General features: G+C 65.2%; 16 protein-coding genes. 5 read left to right on the top strand and 11 right to left on the bottom strand.

Annotated elements, in window-relative coordinates:
- Positions 1-155 precede the first annotated feature (155 nt).
- The 9 genes from madM to mdcA all read right to left on the bottom strand — a co-directional run bounded on the left by madM (position 156) and on the right by mdcA (position 7619).
- Positions 156-920, bottom strand: coding sequence for a malonate transporter subunit MadM (gene madM, locus QIY50_22615; GenBank protein WGV20064.1), 765 nt, complete (start codon positions 918-920; stop codon positions 156-158).
- A gap of 2 nt (positions 921-922) precedes the next feature.
- A complete protein-coding gene (gene madL / locus QIY50_22610; GenBank protein ID WGV20063.1) occupies positions 923-1345 on the bottom strand; it encodes a malonate transporter subunit MadL in 423 nt (140 codons plus the stop codon).
- A gap of 193 nt (positions 1346-1538) precedes the next feature.
- Positions 1539-2459, bottom strand: coding sequence for a malonate decarboxylase subunit epsilon (mdcH, locus tag QIY50_22605; protein ID WGV20062.1), 921 nt, complete (start codon positions 2457-2459; stop codon positions 1539-1541).
- Positions 2456-3070, bottom strand: coding sequence for a malonate decarboxylase holo-ACP synthase (locus tag QIY50_22600; protein ID WGV20061.1), 615 nt, complete (start codon positions 3068-3070; stop codon positions 2456-2458). The genes mdcH and QIY50_22600 overlap by 4 nt, the downstream gene beginning before the upstream one ends.
- A 1-nt stretch (position 3071) precedes the next feature.
- The gene (mdcE, locus tag QIY50_22595) at positions 3072-3863 is read right to left on the bottom strand and encodes a biotin-independent malonate decarboxylase subunit gamma (protein ID WGV20060.1); all 792 of its coding nucleotides are present in this window, start codon (positions 3861-3863) and stop codon (positions 3072-3074) included.
- Entirely contained in the window at positions 3860-4708 is an 849-nt protein-coding gene (locus QIY50_22590; GenBank protein WGV20059.1) for a biotin-independent malonate decarboxylase subunit beta, read from the bottom strand. The genes mdcE and QIY50_22590 overlap by 4 nt, the downstream gene beginning before the upstream one ends.
- Complete coding sequence (locus tag QIY50_22585) at positions 4701-5000, bottom strand: malonate decarboxylase subunit delta (protein WGV20058.1); 300 nt, start codon at positions 4998-5000, stop codon at positions 4701-4703. The genes QIY50_22590 and QIY50_22585 overlap by 8 nt, the downstream gene beginning before the upstream one ends.
- Before the next feature lies 1 nt (position 5001).
- A complete protein-coding gene (locus QIY50_22580) occupies positions 5002-5853 on the bottom strand; it encodes a triphosphoribosyl-dephospho-CoA synthase (GenBank protein ID WGV20057.1) in 852 nt (283 codons plus the stop codon).
- Positions 5854-5957: 104 nt separating this feature from the next.
- Positions 5958-7619, bottom strand: coding sequence for a malonate decarboxylase subunit alpha (mdcA, locus tag QIY50_22575; GenBank protein ID WGV20056.1), 1662 nt, complete (start codon positions 7617-7619; stop codon positions 5958-5960).
- A gap of 363 nt (positions 7620-7982) precedes the next feature.
- On the opposite strand from mdcA, the gene QIY50_22570 reads away from it, so the two are divergent.
- Together QIY50_22570 and QIY50_22565 are read left to right on the top strand one after the other, a co-directional pair.
- Positions 7983-9053: an enoyl-CoA hydratase/isomerase family protein gene (locus QIY50_22570; protein WGV20055.1), complete on the top strand. Its 1071-nt coding sequence runs from the start codon at positions 7983-7985 to the stop codon at positions 9051-9053.
- 16 nt (positions 9054-9069) lie between these two features.
- Entirely contained in the window at positions 9070-10221 is a 1152-nt protein-coding gene (locus tag QIY50_22565) for an acyl-CoA dehydrogenase family protein (GenBank protein ID WGV20054.1), read from the top strand.
- Between the two features lie 165 nt (positions 10222-10386).
- Here the strand turns inward: QIY50_22565 and QIY50_22560 are convergent, their stop codons facing one another.
- Positions 10387-11319 carry a LysR family transcriptional regulator gene (locus QIY50_22560; GenBank protein ID WGV20053.1) on the bottom strand — a complete coding sequence of 311 codons (933 nt, stop codon included), beginning with the start codon at positions 11317-11319 and terminating at the stop codon, positions 10387-10389.
- A gap of 125 nt (positions 11320-11444) precedes the next feature.
- Between QIY50_22560 and QIY50_22555 the strand changes: the two genes are divergently transcribed.
- On the top strand, positions 11445-11708 hold the full coding sequence (locus tag QIY50_22555; protein ID WGV20052.1) for a DUF2790 domain-containing protein: 264 nt from the start codon (positions 11445-11447) through the stop codon (positions 11706-11708).
- A gap of 1 nt (position 11709) precedes the next feature.
- On the opposite strand, the gene QIY50_22550 is transcribed toward QIY50_22555, so the two are convergent.
- Positions 11710-12402: a tRNA (adenine(22)-N(1))-methyltransferase TrmK gene (locus QIY50_22550; protein ID WGV20051.1), complete on the bottom strand. Its 693-nt coding sequence runs from the start codon at positions 12400-12402 to the stop codon at positions 11710-11712.
- A 137-nt stretch (positions 12403-12539) separates the two neighbouring features.
- On the opposite strand from QIY50_22550, the gene QIY50_22545 reads away from it, so the two are divergent.
- Positions 12540-12920, top strand: coding sequence for a RidA family protein (locus QIY50_22545; protein WGV20050.1), 381 nt, complete (start codon positions 12540-12542; stop codon positions 12918-12920).
- A 204-nt stretch (positions 12921-13124) separates the two neighbouring features.
- A complete protein-coding gene (locus QIY50_22540; GenBank protein WGV20049.1) occupies positions 13125-15125 on the top strand; it encodes a U32 family peptidase in 2001 nt (666 codons plus the stop codon).
- Positions 15126-15190: the final 65 nt, after the last annotated feature.

The raw sequence follows: 15190 nt of genomic DNA, 5'->3' as shown, positions 1-15190 counted from the left end.
TTCAGCGCCTGTGAGATCGAGCGCCGCCCGCGCGGCGCTTCGCGGGACAAGCCCGCGAAGCAGTTCACCGCTATGGATGGCACCAGCTGCGCCGGTGTTCGCGGGCACGCCCGCTCCCACAGGGACCGCGCAGGCTTCCGGGTTTGCGTTTGTAGTCAACCGACCAAGGCGCGTACGCAGAAATACAGGATCGATGGCCCCATCAGGCAGCCCAACCCGGTATGGAAGGTAGCCGTCAGCGCCCCATACGGCACCAGGCGCCGGTCAGTCGCCGCCAGCCCGGCCGTCACCCCCGACACCGTCCCCGCCAACCCGCCAAACACCATCGCCGAACGCGGGTTGTCCAGCGCCAGCAGGCGCGCCGACACCGGAGTGAATACCATCACCAGGATCGCCTTGATCAACCCGGTGGCAATCGACAAGGCCATCACGTCCGAGCTGGCACCCAACGCCGCTCCGGTAACCGGCCCGACGATATAGGTGACCGCGCCCGCGCCAATGGTGGTCATGCTCACCGCGTCGCGGTAACCGAAGGTATAAGCCACCGCCGCGCCGACAATGAACGGCAGCACCGTGCCCAGCAGCAACGCCACCGCGCCGATCATGCCGGCCTTGCGAGCTTCGGTGGCCTGCACCTCGAATGCCGTGGCAACAATGGCGAAATCACGCAGCATGGCCCCGCCCATCAGGCCGATGCCGGAAAACAGCGCCATGTCAGCCAGGCCTTTCTGGCCCCCGGTGATGGTACCGCCGACCCAGGCCAGCACCAGGCCGATGACGATGGCGATGGCCGAGCCGTGCACGCGGCCAAAGGTCAGGTACTTCGACAACAGCACCGACAGCCACATGATCCCGCCGACTGCCGCAAAGGCAGTGATCAGGCCGTTGTGTTCCAGGGCATTATCAATGATCGGCCACATGTTCAGCGTCCTCCTGCAGGGGCAGCCTGCACATTGGTTTCGCGGCCCGCCTCAACCGCTGGCAGAGGCTCGCCGCGGTGGCTGCGGCTGATCAGGGCGATGGTTGCGCCGCACACCAGCACCGCGCCTATCGCCGCCAACAGCGCCACCGGCCCGCCGTGCAGGGCGGTAACCACGTTCTGCTGGGCGGCCATGGACACCACCACCGGGATATACATGGCGCCCCAGAATCCCACACCAAATTCGCACTCCTTGCTCATGCCGCCGTTGCGGTGCATGTACAGGCGTGCGCAGATCAGCAGGATCATGGCGATGCCGACCCCGCCCACATTGGATTTGACGCCCAGCAGCACGCCCAGGAAGTCGCCGACGATGACGCCGGCAAGCGTGCAGACGGCCAGCAGTGCCACACCATAGATGATCATTATTGTTTTCCTCGGGTAGTGTCGAAGTTGCTTGTTGTTGTTCTTCGTAAACACACTTTTCTTGCAGCTTTCGCGGTCAATGTGGGAGCGGGCGGGCCCGCGAACACGGGCAAAGCCCGTGCCACTCACCGAGGTGCCTGCTTCGCGGGCACGCCCGCTCCCACAGGGATCACCATCCGCCGCGGTGTTGCCATCATCGTTCGTCGGCCACCTCCTGGCGCAGCAGCGCATCCAGGGTGTCCCAACGGGTGCCTTCAACAGCAACCACCCTGCCCTGTTCGAACACCGGCCGGGCCAGCCCGCTGAGCACATTGCCGGGCGGCAGTTCAAGGTGCAGGCGCACGCCACGCTCATAGGCGTTGCGCAACGTGGCACGCCAGTCGACCACCCGCGCCATGTTGCCGGCCAGGTCGTCGCGCAGGCGCTGTGGGTCGAATATCGGCCGCGCGCTGCTGCCGCTGAGGTAGGTGATACGCGGTCGCCGCAACTCGACCGTGGCGAAAGCACTGGCCAGTTCGGCCGCCGGGCCATCCAGCAGCGGGCAATGCGACGGCACGCTGACCGCCAGGCGCCGGGCAACGCCCTGGCCAAGGCGGCGTGCCCTGGCGGCGAGCGCGGCCATCGCGGTATCGCTGCCGGCGATGACGATCTGGTTCTCGCTGTTGAGGTTGGCGACATACACCTCGCCGTCCGTATCGTTCAACAAGCGTTCGACACTGGCCAGGTCCAGCCCGCTGAGTGCCGTCATGCCGTACCCTTGCGGATAGGCGCGCTGCATCAGTTCGCCACGCAGGGCAACCAGGCGCACGGCATCGGCAAACTCCAGGGCATCCGCCACGACAGCAGCCGGGTAAGCCCCGATCGACAAGCCCGCCACATAGTCCGGCGCGGGGCTGCGCTGCATTAGCCAGCGCGCCCAGGCCACGCCGCTCAGCAGCAGGCACAGCTGCACGGCGCGGGTAGATTGCAAGGCTTGCTGGCTGTCCAGCGCGAGTGCTGATTGGCCGAGACTGTCGCTGGCCTCCTCCAGAATTTGCCCGGCACCTTCAGGCAGGTACTGCAGCATGCCTACCTGCTGGGCGCCCTGGCCGGGAAAGGCAAACAGGCTACTCATGCGGCACGCTCCAGCGCTGACCATGGGTCGCTGACCAAAAGCGGGCCATGTAGCGACTTGAGTAGCAAGCGACGGGCGAAGCCAGCCCATTCACGCAAGGCGACAGCACCCGCCGGGGTTTCCAGCTGAACGTCGATACGGCACGGCGCGCAGTCGAGGATATCCAGCAGTTCTCGTGCCTGCGCACGGGCCAGCGGTTGTGGTGTATGCAGCAGCAGGTCGAGGTCGCTGTCGGCATGTATCACGTCGATACCGGTAGCAATCTGGTACCCAACCCCGCCTGTTGGCCCCCAAGCCAGGCCGCTGGCATTCAACACCGGGGCAACCGAGGCCAAAGCCCGCAGCGCAGGCCAAGGGCTTTGCGTTTGCCAGCGCAGCGCTTCGGGGCCTAGCTGACGCTGGATATCTGCCAGCCGCATCAACGCCCCCAGGCGCTGCGCCCGGCCCTGACCACGCAGCCCGACCGCCACCCAACCTTCCTCACAGGTGGCACGGCGCACCACCACCGGCCGGCCGCTTGCCAGCACTTCCCGCGCCCATTGCGGCGCATCAGCGGGCAAGCCCGAGGCAGGCATCCCCCAGAGCAAATCGTGCGGCCTTGGCGCGTTCATCTCAAGCGCCCTGCCACTGGCGGCGCAGTTGCTCGCGTACCTGGCGCGAGGCGCTGCGGTTTTCCCCTGCCAGCCGCGACGACAGATCGGTAGAGCTGCCAATGTCGCGCACCGCGTCGGCCAGGCAGGCGCGCACCTGGGCGATGTCGGCGCTGCTCGGCGCCTCGGCGTTGTCCACCGTCAAGCGGCGCCACAGCAGGCCCAGCGAGGCGTAGCTGGCCAGGTCATAGGCCATGGGTGGTACCTCGGCGGCCAGGGCTTCCAGCTGCTCGACGCTGCGCAGGGTGATCCGCGCCGCTGCCGCTTTGCCCATGGCGTGCACCATTACCCCGGCATCGTCCAGAGCGATCAGGCGCTGGGCCTGGTAGCCGTGGGCCAGAAAGGCACCCGACATGGCCTTGCCGACCAACAGCCCGATCACCGGGTGCCCGGCCAGCCGCGCCTGGGCATAGGCTTGCACGGCAGCGGCCAGCGCCTGGTGAATGCCCAAAGCCTCCTCGCGGCGGCCATAGGCCTGGCTGGGTACATCGATCAGCGCAACGATGGCGCGCTTCTGGCCGTTGCGGTCAGCCTTCACCGCCTCGCTCACGGCCTTGGCCAGGCCCCAGCCCTCCAGCAGGCCGACCTCGCCCGAGCGGGCGCGGGGGAACGGATTGTCGGCATCCGGCACCACGGCGATGAAGCGCGCCAGGCGGTTGTCCAGTTCGCCGTCCATAACCCGCAACGACGCGGGGTAGCCCGGCAAGGCTTGCCCGCCGGCCAGGCCCGGCAGCCAGTTCAAGGCACGGTTCATTTGGCTTCTCCTTGATAAAGGTCACGCACCGCAGCGGCGTCCAGTTGCGGGCAGTCACTGCCCAGCCGGGCCAGACGCTCGAGGAACCAGGCGTGCTGGCTGGCGCGGTCTGTGGAGGGTGCGTCGAGCAGTTGCAGCAAGCGGTCGCGCAAGGCTTCAATGTCGTCAGCGACATAGCCATCGACCAGCCCGCTGGCATGGCGCTGCTCGCCACCGCTCAGGCTCCAGATGAAGGGGCGGTCCTTGGCGTCGTATTCGCCGATGCCGGCCTCCTGCTCGATCACTTGCGGGCCGTTGAGGCCCAGGCGGGCTTCACGGGTGACCAGCAAGTGGCTGCATAGCCCGGCAGCGATCGACATGCCGCCGAAGCAACCCACCGAGCCTGCAATCAGGCCGATTACCGGCTGCCAGGTACGCAGTTCGACAATCGCTGCCTGGATTTCGGCAATTGCCGCCAGGCCGAGGTTGGCCTCCTGCAGGCGCACACCGCCCGTTTCCAGCAGCAACACCGCGCAGGTGGGTATGCCGTTGCGGTTGTCGTCGATGGCCAGTTCCAGGGCGCCAGCAATCTTGGCACCGCCCACCTCGCCCATGCTGCCGCCCTGGAAGCCGCCTTCGATGGCCGCTACCACAGCGTTGCGCCCGTTCAGCCGTCCCTTGGCGATGACCACGCCATCGTCGGCCTGCGGCACGATGCCCTGGCGCGGCAGCCACGGCGATATCAGCCGGTCGAACGGGCCCAGCAGTTCGCGGAAACTACCCGGGTCGAGCACAGCGCGGGCGCGCTGACGGGCGCCCAGTTCGACAAAGCTGCGGCTGCGCAGCAATCGTGCGGTGTCAGTCATGGGCAATCTCCTCGAAGCCTTGCTCCAGGCGCAGGCGCACCACGCCTGGGGTGGCGCCGAAGTCATGAATGTCGATGTTCACGGCCGGCCAGGCGCGGCCTTGGAACAGGCGCTGGAACAATTGTGCCCAGCGGGCGCCACTGCCGTTTACCGAAGTCACTACCTGAATCTGCAGGTTGCCGGCAGTGCCGGGCTCGATCAGCACTTCGAGGTCGCCGGAGCTGACACAGCCCACCAGCGTGCGGCCACGCCCAGGTTCGGCGGCGGGGAAATTGAAGGTCAGGGTTTCCATGTCACAGGCTCCCGGCTTTGTCGATGAACAGGCAGGCGGCCAGCAGATCGGCGGCGCCGCCTGGTGAGGCATTCAGGTGCAGCAGCTGCTGGTCGAGGTGACGTAGTTGGCGGCGCCCTGCCAGCGTGGCACTACCGCCTTCGGCGAGTACGGCCTGTGCACCGCGCTGGACAGCAGCCAGCCCGGCCGGGCCGCTGCGCCAGAGCACGCAGGTATCGCTGAGCACGGCCATGATCGCCAGCAAGGCGTCGAGCCGCGCGTGGGCCTCGCTGGCACCAGCGGCGCGGCTGCGCTGCAGTTGTGGCAGGCCGTGGCCGACGACGGCGGGGAAGCCTTGTTGTGCCTGTTCGCGGGCGCCGCTGGTGCCGTAGCGGCGGCTTACCTGCTGGCCGTGGCTGTCTTGCGGGGTCATGGCAGGGTCGTCGAACAGGGCGATACGCCCGGCGCGGGCGGCCAGGGTGGTGGCGTCGGTATCGGGGCCAAGAGCCCTGGACGCTACCAGCAGGCCCAGGGCCCAGATTGCGCCGCGGTGGGTGTTTACCCCGTGGGTGGCGGCCAGCATTGCGGCTTCGCCTTCGCGGCCGAGCTGGCCCAGGGTGGCGCGCAAGGGCTGGCCAATGGTGCCGATGGCCTGGGCGGCTGCGGCCATGTTGCGCAGGCATGGCCACAGGGCCAGGGCCGAGGCGTGCATCAGGGCCAGGGTCATGTCGCGGTGGGCGCCGTTGCCGCGGCGGTCGACCAGGCCGGGTTTGGGGGACAGGTCGGCTTCGTCGATCAGGGCTTCCACGGCCAGGTCGGCCAGGTGGTCGGCCAGGGGTATTTCGGTTGCCTGTGCTGGCCTCTTCGCGGGCATGCCCGCTCCCACAGGGATGATGCAAATTTCCAGTGCGTCACTTTTCCTGTGGGAGCGGGCGTGCCCGCGAAGAAGCTCATGCGGTTGCAAGTCGAGTGCTTTCATCACCAGCTCCTGAACCGTGCAGGCGGGTTGTAGAGGCCGCCGGACCATTCGACCAGGTCAGCGATGCTGCGCGCAGCCAGCAGTCCGCGGCTGGCGTCGGTGCGGCGGATGCCAAGGTCTTCGGGCAAGGCGACCAGGCCTTGCTGGCGCAGGCGCACGGTATCCTTGGGGTCGTGCCGCAGGCCGATGGCGGTAACCCCAGCCACGGCGGCGATCATCTGCTGGCGTTCTTCCAGGCTGCGGGCCTTGTACAGGTAGGCAATGCCCTCCTCGGTCAACAGGTGGGTAACGTCGTCGCCGTAGATCATCACCGGCGCCAGTGGCATGCCGGCCTTTTTGGCCACTTCCACGGCATCAAGGGTTTCCACGAAGGTGGGCTTGCCGCCTTCCTGGTAGGTCTCGACCATCTGCACCACCAGCTTGCGGCCGCGTTCGAGCATGGTTTCCGGCACGGTCATGTCGAGCCAGGCCGGGGTGGCATGGCGCCGGCCTCGTGGGTCGTGGCCCATGTTCGGGGCACCGCCGAAGCCGGCCAGGCGGCCGCGGGTCACGGTCGAGGAATGGCCATCGCCATCCACCTGCAAGGTAGCGCCAATGAACAAGTCAACGGCGTACTGCCCGGCCAGCTGGCACATCATGCGGTTGGAGCGCAGCGAACCATCACGGCCGGTGAAGAACACATCCGGGCGCTGGGCGATGTAGTCCTCCATGCCCAGTTCGGTACCGAAGCAGTGCACGCTTTGCACCCAGCCGGTCTCGATGGCCGGGATCAGGGTCGGGTGCGGGTTGAGTGCCCAGTTGCGGCAGATCTTGCCCTTCAGGCCCAGCGACTCGCCATAGGTAGGCAGGATCAACTCGATGGCAGCGGTGTTGAAGCCAATCCCATGATTCAACGACTGCACCTGGTGCTTTTCGTAGATTCCGCGAATGGCCATCATCGCCATCAGCACGTGCACCGGCTTGATATGGCGCGGGTCGCGGGTGAACAGCGGTTCTATATAGAAGGGCTGGTCGGCGACCACCACGAAATCGACCCACGACGCCGGGATATCGACCCGTGGCAGGTCATCCACGTGCTCCACCAGCTGGTTGACCTGGGCGATGACGATGCCGTCGCTGAAGGCGGCCGGCTCCACCAGTGCCGGTGTGTCTTCGGTACTGGGGCCGGTGTACAGGTTGCCGTCGCGGTCGGCCATGAAGCCGGCCACCAGGGTGACGTTGGGGATCAGGTCGACCAGCAACCGCGAATACAGCTCGATATAGGTGTGGATGGCACCGACTTCGAGCAGGCCGTCTTCCAGCAGCTGGCCGATGCGCAGGCTTTGCGGGCCAGCGAAGGAGAAGTCGAGCTTGCGGGCGATGCCCCGTTCGAACAGGTCCAGATGCTCGGCGCGGCTGACGCTGGGCATGATCATGTGCAAGTCGTGCAGGCGCCCCGGGTCGACCTTGGCCAGCGCGCGCGAGAGGAAGTCGGCCTGCTTCTGGTTGTTACCTTCGAGCACTACCCGGTCGCCAGGAGCGAGCAGCAACTCCAGGGCTTCGACGATACGCTCGGTGGGCAGCACCACGCCGTCGGCGAGGTGGCGGACCCGGTCAAGGCGGCGCTGCTTTTCGGCGCGCCGCCGCGACCATTGCGGCGGTGGGTTCCTGGTTGTTGTCATGATGACTCCACGGGTTCGCTGTCGTGGGGTCACCTTAGGGCCGGTGTGGCTGGGGGATCAATCAAGCTACTGGCACTTCCGTTACTGTCAGGTTAATGATTCAAGGGCGCTTTGGTTTTTGTAGGAGCAGCCTTGTGCTGCGAAGAGGCCCTTACCGCCATAGAATGTCATCAACCCTACGGCCCTTTCGCAGCACAAGGCTGCTCCTACAGGAGTGGCGGTATCGTTGCACATCGCAAAAATGCAGAATCCCCCTGCAGATTTGTCGATTGTGCAAGGCAAATTCGCATGACAGGATCCTGCGATCCTCCAGCGAACTCCAGACTTCACTTGGAAAATCAATAACAAAGCAGGGAGAACGCAATGACTGCGCACGCTCATACCTCGGCTACCGACCATGTGCTGGCCGAGGTCCGCAACCAGGTCGGCCACCTGACCCTGAACCGCCCCGCCGGCCTCAATGCCCTGACCCTGGACATGGTCCGCAGCCTGCGCCAGCACCTGGACCAGTGGGCCGAAGACCCGCAAGTGCTGGCCGTGGTGCTTCGCGGCGAAGGCCCCAAGGGCTTCTGTGCCGGTGGCGACATCCGCTCGCTGCATGACAGCTTCAAAGCCGGCGACACGCTGCACGAAACCTTCTTCGTCGAGGAATACGCCCTCGACCTGGTCATCCATCGTTACCGCAAACCGGTGCTGGTGCTGATGGACGGCTTCACCCTCGGTGGCGGCATGGGCTTGGCCCAGGGTTGCGACCTGCGCGTAGTGACCGAGCGCAGCCGGCTGGGCATGCCCGAAGTTGGCATTGGCTACTTCCCGGATGTTGGCGGCAGCTACTTCCTGTCGCGTATCCCCGGCGAGCTGGGCATTTACCTGGGCGTCAGCGGCGCGCAGATCCAGGCGGCTGATGCCCTGTACTGCGGCCTGGCCGATTGGTACCTGGCTAGCGACCAGCTCGCCGCCCTCGACCAAGGCCTGGACCAGCTGAGCTTCGGCGACCACCCGCTCAAAGACCTGCAGAACTTGCTGGCCAAGCTCGGCACCCAGGTGCTGGGCGATGCACCACTGGAAAAACTGCGCCCGGTCATCGACCACTTCTTCGCCCTACCCGACCTGCCCGCCATCGTCGAGCAACTGCGTGCGGTCAGCATCGGCGACAGCCACGCCTGGGCGGTGGCCACCGCCGATCAGCTGGAAAGCCGCTCGCCATTGGCCATGGCGGTTACGCTGGAGATGCTGCGCCGCGGTCGCCACCTGGGTCTGGACGACTGCTTTGCCATGGAGCTGCACCTGGACCGCCAATGGTTCCAGCACGGCGATATCATCGAAGGCGTACGCGCCCTGATCATCGACAAGGACAAGCAGCCCCGCTGGAACCCGCCGACCCTGGCCGCGCTGCAACGCCAGCGGGTCGACCAATTCTTCGAAGGCCTGTGAGCCCGGGAGTACACAGATGCAAGACCTGGAACTGAGCGAAGAACAGATCATGATCCGCGACATGGCCCGGGACTTTGCCCGTGGCGAAATCGCCCCGCATGCCCAGGCCTGGGAAAAGGCCGGCTGGATCGATGATGGCGTGGTGCGCAAGATGGGCGAACTGGGCCTGCTGGGCATGGTGGTGCCAGAAGACTTCGGCGGCAGCTACACCGACTACGTCGCCTATGCCCTGGCGGTGGAAGAAATCGCCGCCGGTTGCGGCGCCACCGGGGCGATGATGAGCATTCACAACTCGGTCGGCTGCGGCCCGCTGCTGGCCTATGGCACAGCCGAACAGCAACAGCAGTGGTTGCCGCGCCTGGCCACCGGCGAGGTGATTGGCTGCTTCTGCCTGACCGAGCCGCAAGCCGGCTCCGAGGCGCATAACCTGCGCACCCGTGCCGAGCTGGTGGATGGCCAGTGGGTGATCAACGGCGCCAAGCAGTTCGTCAGCAATGCCCGCCGTGCCGGCTTGGCGATCGTCTTTGCCGTGACCGACCCGGAGCTGGGCAAAAAGGGCCTGTCGGCGTTTCTGGTGCCTACCGACAACCCGGGCTTCAAGGTTGACCGCAGCGAGCACAAGATGGGCATCCGCGCCTCCGACACTTGCGCGGTCACCTTCGACAACTGCCGTATCCCTGCGGCCAATATGCTCGGTGAGCGTGGCAAGGGCCTGGCCATTGCCTTGTCCAACCTCGAAGGCGGCCGTATCGGCATTGCTGCCCAGGCCCTGGGCATTGCCCGCGCCGCGTTCGAGGCAGCGCTGCTTTATTCGCGCGACCGCGTGCAGTTCGGCAAGCCGATCAACGAGCACCAGAGCATCGCCAACCTGCTGGCCGACATGCAAGTGCAGGTCAATGCCGCGCGCTTGCTGATCCTGCATGCCGCACGCCTGCGCAGCGCCGGCAAGCCGTGCCTGTCGGAGGCCTCGCAGGCCAAGCTGTTCGCCTCGGAAATGGCCGAGCGGGTGTGCTCGATGGCGATCCAGGTGCATGGCGGGTATGGCTATCTTGAGGACTACCCGGTGGAGCGTTACTACCGCGATGCGCGGATTACCCAGATTTATGAAGGGTCGAGCGAGATCCAGCGCATGCTGATTGCGCGGGAGCTGAAGCACTATCCGCTGTAACTGGCTGGAATAGTGGGGCCGCTGTGCGGCCCATCGCCGGCAAGCCAGCTCCCACAGGTACTGCACCGCTCTCAGGACCTGTGATGAACCTGTGGGAGCTGGCTTGCCGGCGATAGGGCCAGTGAAGGCAGTGCAAGAAGTTGCCTCAAAAAACAGATCAGTGCTTCAACGCCAATAGCGCGAATCATCCACCACCCTGGCATGCCCCTCGAACAACGCCGGCAGTTGCTCCTTGAGGTAGTCGATCCAGGTGCGCACCTTGGCATCCAGGTAATGCCGTGACGGGTACATCGCATACAGCGCGCTCTCCCTCAGCCGATACGGCGCCAGCAGCCGGCACAAGCGCCCCTGCTCGATCGCCTGGCTGGCGGTATAGAACGGCAGCAGGCCAATGCCCATGCCCAGTTCGCTGGCCACCAGCATGGCGTCGGCGACGTTGGTGGAGAAACTGTCGTTCGGCGCGATCACGCACTGGTCAACCCCTTGCGGGAACACCCAGTCACCTTCATACATCGGGTAAGCCATGCGCAGGCAGCGATGGCTGTGCAAATCTTCGGGACGTTCCGGCACACCATAGGCCTCCAGGTACCCCGGGGCCGCGCAGGGGATGCTGAAAATGTTGCCCAGCGGCACAGCGATCAGCTGTGAATCCGGCAATGCCCCATCAACGGTAATCACCACGTCATGCCCTTCGGCCAACGGGTCGGGGTTGCGCTGGGACAAGGTCAGCTCGATCACCACTTCCGGGCACAGCGCGTTGTAGCCGGCCACCAGCGGCATCAGCAACAGGCCCATGCCGTGCGGGCAATGCAAGCGCAGGCGCCCGCGCGGCGTGAGGTGCGCGCCTCGGGCTTCGCCAACCGCCTCTTCGGTCAGCAGCATGATCTGCCGCGCCCGCTCCAGAAACCGCTCGCCCGCCTCGCTCATACGCAGGCGCCGGGTGGTGCGATGCAGCAAGCGTGTCTGCAGCTGGTTTTCCAGTTCGGCGACGATGCGCGACACCTGCGCCGCTGAAATATCCAGGGCATTGGCGGCCGCAGCAAAGCTGCCGCATTCCACCACGCGGGCGAAGGTACGCATGGCATGCAGCATGTCCATGTAGGTGTGCTCCTTGTTCGGCCTTATTCTTACGTTACAGGCAGGAATCTATCACGGCTTAGCCCATTTATTGTGTGTGACCAATGAATACATCATTAGCCATACATTGAAAAAAGGAGCCTGCCATGAAACGTTCGATCGCTGTCCTTGCCGTTGCCGCTACCCTCGCCTCGTTCGGTGCCTTGGCCGACGCTGGCAACAACCAGCCGGTCAGCAGCAGCAACTACGAATACGGCATGCCACTGGACATTGCCAAAGTCATCTCCATCACGCCAGCCAGCAACGCCGCCGACTGCCAGGTTGGCACGGCGCACATGGTCTATGTCGACCACCAGGGCCAGAAGCGCGAAGTCGACTATCGGGAAATGGGCAACTGCTCGCAGCAGTAAGTCAGGCCAGCGCCTCGGTGATCCAGCCAACCTGTTGCCGGAAATCGTCGACTTTCGCCTGAGGCACCGCATCGCGGGCCCGCTCGAAGTTGGCCAGGGTCTGCTGCTTCTGCCGCAGCATGCGCCGCCACTTGACCAGGAACGCCTCGCTTTTCTCTTGTAACAGCACCGGGCCGAAGTACAGCTGTTCAGCGGTGTATGCAGCCCCGCCCGGCTCGGCGACGATGATCTCGTAGTCGAAGCGGTTTTCCCGCAGCAGTTCTTCGCTGACGATCTGGTAGCCATTGCCTGCCAGCCACTGGCGCAGTTCGCGCTCAGCACCGTTGGGCTGCAGCACCAAGCGCGCGACGCCGCCAAGGCGCTGTTTACCGGCCTCCAGAATCTGGCACATGGTGTCGCCACCCATGCCGCAAATGCTGACCACCGAGATACGGTCTTGTGGCTCGACCGCAGCCAGGCCGTCGGCCAGGCGCACGGTGACGCGGTCCTCCAGCCCGTTCCTGCGGACAGTGCGCTGAGCCGAAGCGTACGGCGTCTGCGCCACCTCACCCGCCACCCCTGCCTCGATCACCCCGCGTAGCATCAAGGCCACCGGCAGGAAGCCATGATCCGAGCCGATGTCAGCCAGGCGTGCGCCCTGCGGCACATGGGCAGCCACGCGCTCCAGGCGCCTGGACAAAGTCTGTTCGTTCAACGTAAACCCCTGGTTTTGCAATCGGCCGCGATTCTGACGGCGAACGCCGCGCATTTCAAACACCGGGGCACCCTCGACCCGACCAGTGTGCTCGCGTAGGCTTGCCGCTTTCCTTCCGTTGCAAGGCAAAACACACCATGGCAAATGCAGACATCATCTACACCCCGGACCCGGACGCCGAGTCGATTTCCTCCGACGTCGCCGAGTACAACGGCATGCTGGTTACCACGCAGATCCCGACTCACGCCGATGGCAGCCTGGAGCTGGGCGGCATCGTCGAGCAGAGCGAATGCACCCTGCAAGCACTGAAAGTGGCGCTGGAGAAGGCCGGTAGCGGCATGGACCGGGTGCTGCACCTGACCATCTACCTCACCGACATGGCCGACCGCGCGGCGTTCAACGAGGTGTATCAGCGCTTCTTCAGCAAGCCCTGGCCGGTACGCGCCGCCGTGGGTGTCGCTGCACTGGCGTTCGAAGGCATGCGCGTGGAAGTGACCGCAATGGCTGCCAAGCGCTGATTTACCTGCAAGGGCCCTATCGCCGGCAAGCCAGCTCCCACCTCGACCGCGCTGCCCTCAGGCCTGTGCAGTACCTGTGGGAGCTGGCTTGCCGGCGATAGGGCCGGTGCAGGTAGTACACCTCTCGGCACCCCGATGATGCCGCCAGCCCGTTTCGCCGCTACAATGCCCGCCTAAACCGTGACAGCCCGAACCTATAACGACATGTCCCTTCCAAAGAATCACCTGGAACTGCTCAGCCCTGCCCGTGACGTGGCCATCGCCCGCGAAGCGATCCTGCACGGTGCAGACGCCATCTACATCGGCGGCCCGAGCTTCGGCGCACGCCATAACGCCTGCAACGAAGTCAGCGATATCGCCGAACTGGTCGAGTTCGCCCATCGCTACCACGCACGCGTGTTCACCACCATCAACACCATCCTCCACGACAACGAGCTGGAGCCGGCACGCAAGCTGATCCACCAGCTGTACGACGCCGGTGTCGATGCGCTGATCGTGCAGGACCTGGGGGTAATGGAGCTGGACATCCCGCCGATCGAGCTGCACGCCAGTACCCAGACCGACATCCGTACCCTGGAGCGGGCCAAGTTCCTCGACCAGGCCGGCTTCTCGCAACTGGTCCTGGCCCGTGAGCTGAACCTGCAGCAAATCCGCGCCATCGCCGCCGAAACCGATGCTGCCATCGAGTTCTTCATCCATGGTGCGCTGTGCGTGGCCTTCTCCGGCCAGTGCAACATCTCCCACGCGCAGACCGGCCGCAGCGCCAACCGTGGCGACTGCTCGCAGGCCTGCCGCCTGCCCTACACCCTGAAAGACGACCAGGGCCGCGTGGTGGCGTTCGAGAAGCACCTGCTGTCGATGAAGGACAACAACCAGACCGCCAACCTGGCCGACCTGGTGGATGCCGGCGTGCGTTCGTTCAAGATCGAGGGCCGTTACAAGGACATGGGCTATGTGAAGAACATCACCGCCCACTACCGCAAAGAGCTCGATGCCATCCTTGAAGGCCGCCCACAGTATGCCCGCGCGTCCAGTGGCCGTACCGAGCACTTCTTCCTGCCTGACCCGGATAAAACCTTCCACCGCGGCAGCACCGACTACTTCGTCACCGACCGCAAGGTAGATATCGGCGCCTTTGATTCACCAACCTTCACCGGCCTGCCGGTGGGCGTGGTGGAAAAGGTCGGCAAGCGCGACATGCAAGTGGTCACCGACGTACCGCTGACCAACGGCGACGGCCTCAATGTGCTGGTCAAGCGCGAGGTGGTTGGCTTCCGCGCCAACATCGCCGAGCCGCGAGGCGAGTTCGAAGAAGACGGCAACAAGCGCTACCGCTACCGCGTGGAGCCCAACGAAATGCCTGAGGGCCTGTACAAGCTGCGGCCCAACCACCCGCTGTCGCGCAACCTCGACCACAACTGGCAGCAGGCCCTGCAACGCACTTCGTCCGAGCGCCGGGTTGGCGTGGAATGGCACGCGGTGCTGCGCGAGCAGCGCCTGATGCTGACCCTGAGCAGTGAAGAAGGGGTGAGCGTGCAAGTGGCCCTGGACGGCCCGTTCGGCGCGGCCAACAAGCCGCAGCAGGCACTGGAGCAGTTGCACGACCTGCTCGGCCAGTTGGGCACCACCATGTACCACGCGGACAGCATCCAACTGGATGCACCGCAGGCGTACTTCATCCCCAACTCGCAGCTCAAGGCCCTGCGCCGCGAAGCCATCGAGGCGCTGACTGCCGCACGGGTGCAGGCCCACCCGCGTGGCGTGCGCAAGGCCGAGACTACGCCGCCACCGGTGTACCCGGAGTCACACCTGTCGTTCCTGGCCAACGTGTACAACCAGAAGGCCCGCGACTTCTACCACCGCCATGGCGTGCAGCTGATCGACGCAGCCTACGAGGCCCATGAAGAGCACGGCGAAGTACCGGTGATGATCACCAAGCACTGTTTGCGCTTCTCCTTCAACCTGTGCCCCAAGCAGGCCAAGGGCGTGACCGGCGTGCGCACCAAGGTGGCACCGATGCAGCTGATTCAGGGTGATGAGGTGCTGACACTGAAGTTCGACTGCAAGCCGTGTGAAATGCATGTGATCGGCAAGATGAAAAGCCACATCATCGACCTGCCGACCCCGGGCAGCGCGGTGGCGCAGGTAGTTGGGCATATCAGCCCGGAAGACCTGCTGAAGACCATTCCGCGCGGGCCGCATTGATCGGGAGCCTGTAAGGGCCTCTTCGCGGGCGCGCCCGCTCCCACAGGAACTGCGCCATCCTCACG

Source organism: Pseudomonas putida, from assembly GCA_029953615.1.
Lineage (GTDB): Bacteria > Pseudomonadota > Gammaproteobacteria > Pseudomonadales > Pseudomonadaceae > Aquipseudomonas.
This window is presented reverse-complemented; position numbering and strand designations above follow the sequence as displayed.

What these genes read in the sequence shown, in the direction of transcription:
- madM (WGV20064.1), bottom strand. Translation starts at nt 920, where the DNA reads ATGTGGCCGATCATTGATAATGCCCTGGAACACAACGGCCTGATCACT.
- madL (WGV20063.1), bottom strand. Translation starts at nt 1,345, where the DNA reads ATGATCATCTATGGTGTGGCACTGCTGGCCGTCTGCACGCTTGCCGGC.
- mdcH (WGV20062.1), bottom strand. Translation starts at nt 2,459, where the DNA reads ATGAGTAGCCTGTTTGCCTTTCCCGGCCAGGGCGCCCAGCAGGTAGGC.
- QIY50_22600 (WGV20061.1), bottom strand. Translation starts at nt 3,070, where the DNA reads ATGAACGCGCCAAGGCCGCACGATTTGCTCTGGGGGATGCCTGCCTCG.
- mdcE (WGV20060.1), bottom strand. Translation starts at nt 3,863, where the DNA reads ATGAACCGTGCCTTGAACTGGCTGCCGGGCCTGGCCGGCGGGCAAGCC.
- QIY50_22590 (WGV20059.1), bottom strand. Translation starts at nt 4,708, where the DNA reads ATGACTGACACCGCACGATTGCTGCGCAGCCGCAGCTTTGTCGAACTG.
- QIY50_22585 (WGV20058.1), bottom strand. Translation starts at nt 5,000, where the DNA reads ATGGAAACCCTGACCTTCAATTTCCCCGCCGCCGAACCTGGGCGTGGC.
- QIY50_22580 (WGV20057.1), bottom strand. Translation starts at nt 5,853, where the DNA reads ATGCCCGCGAAGAGGCCAGCACAGGCAACCGAAATACCCCTGGCCGAC.
- mdcA (WGV20056.1), bottom strand. Translation starts at nt 7,619, where the DNA reads ATGACAACAACCAGGAACCCACCGCCGCAATGGTCGCGGCGGCGCGCC.
- QIY50_22570 (WGV20055.1), top strand. Translation starts at nt 7,983, where the DNA reads ATGACTGCGCACGCTCATACCTCGGCTACCGACCATGTGCTGGCCGAG.
- QIY50_22565 (WGV20054.1), top strand. Translation starts at nt 9,070, where the DNA reads ATGCAAGACCTGGAACTGAGCGAAGAACAGATCATGATCCGCGACATG.
- QIY50_22560 (WGV20053.1), bottom strand. Translation starts at nt 11,319, where the DNA reads ATGGACATGCTGCATGCCATGCGTACCTTCGCCCGCGTGGTGGAATGC.
- QIY50_22555 (WGV20052.1), top strand. Translation starts at nt 11,445, where the DNA reads ATGAAACGTTCGATCGCTGTCCTTGCCGTTGCCGCTACCCTCGCCTCG.
- QIY50_22545 (WGV20050.1), top strand. Translation starts at nt 12,540, where the DNA reads ATGGCAAATGCAGACATCATCTACACCCCGGACCCGGACGCCGAGTCG.
- QIY50_22540 (WGV20049.1), top strand. Translation starts at nt 13,125, where the DNA reads ATGTCCCTTCCAAAGAATCACCTGGAACTGCTCAGCCCTGCCCGTGAC.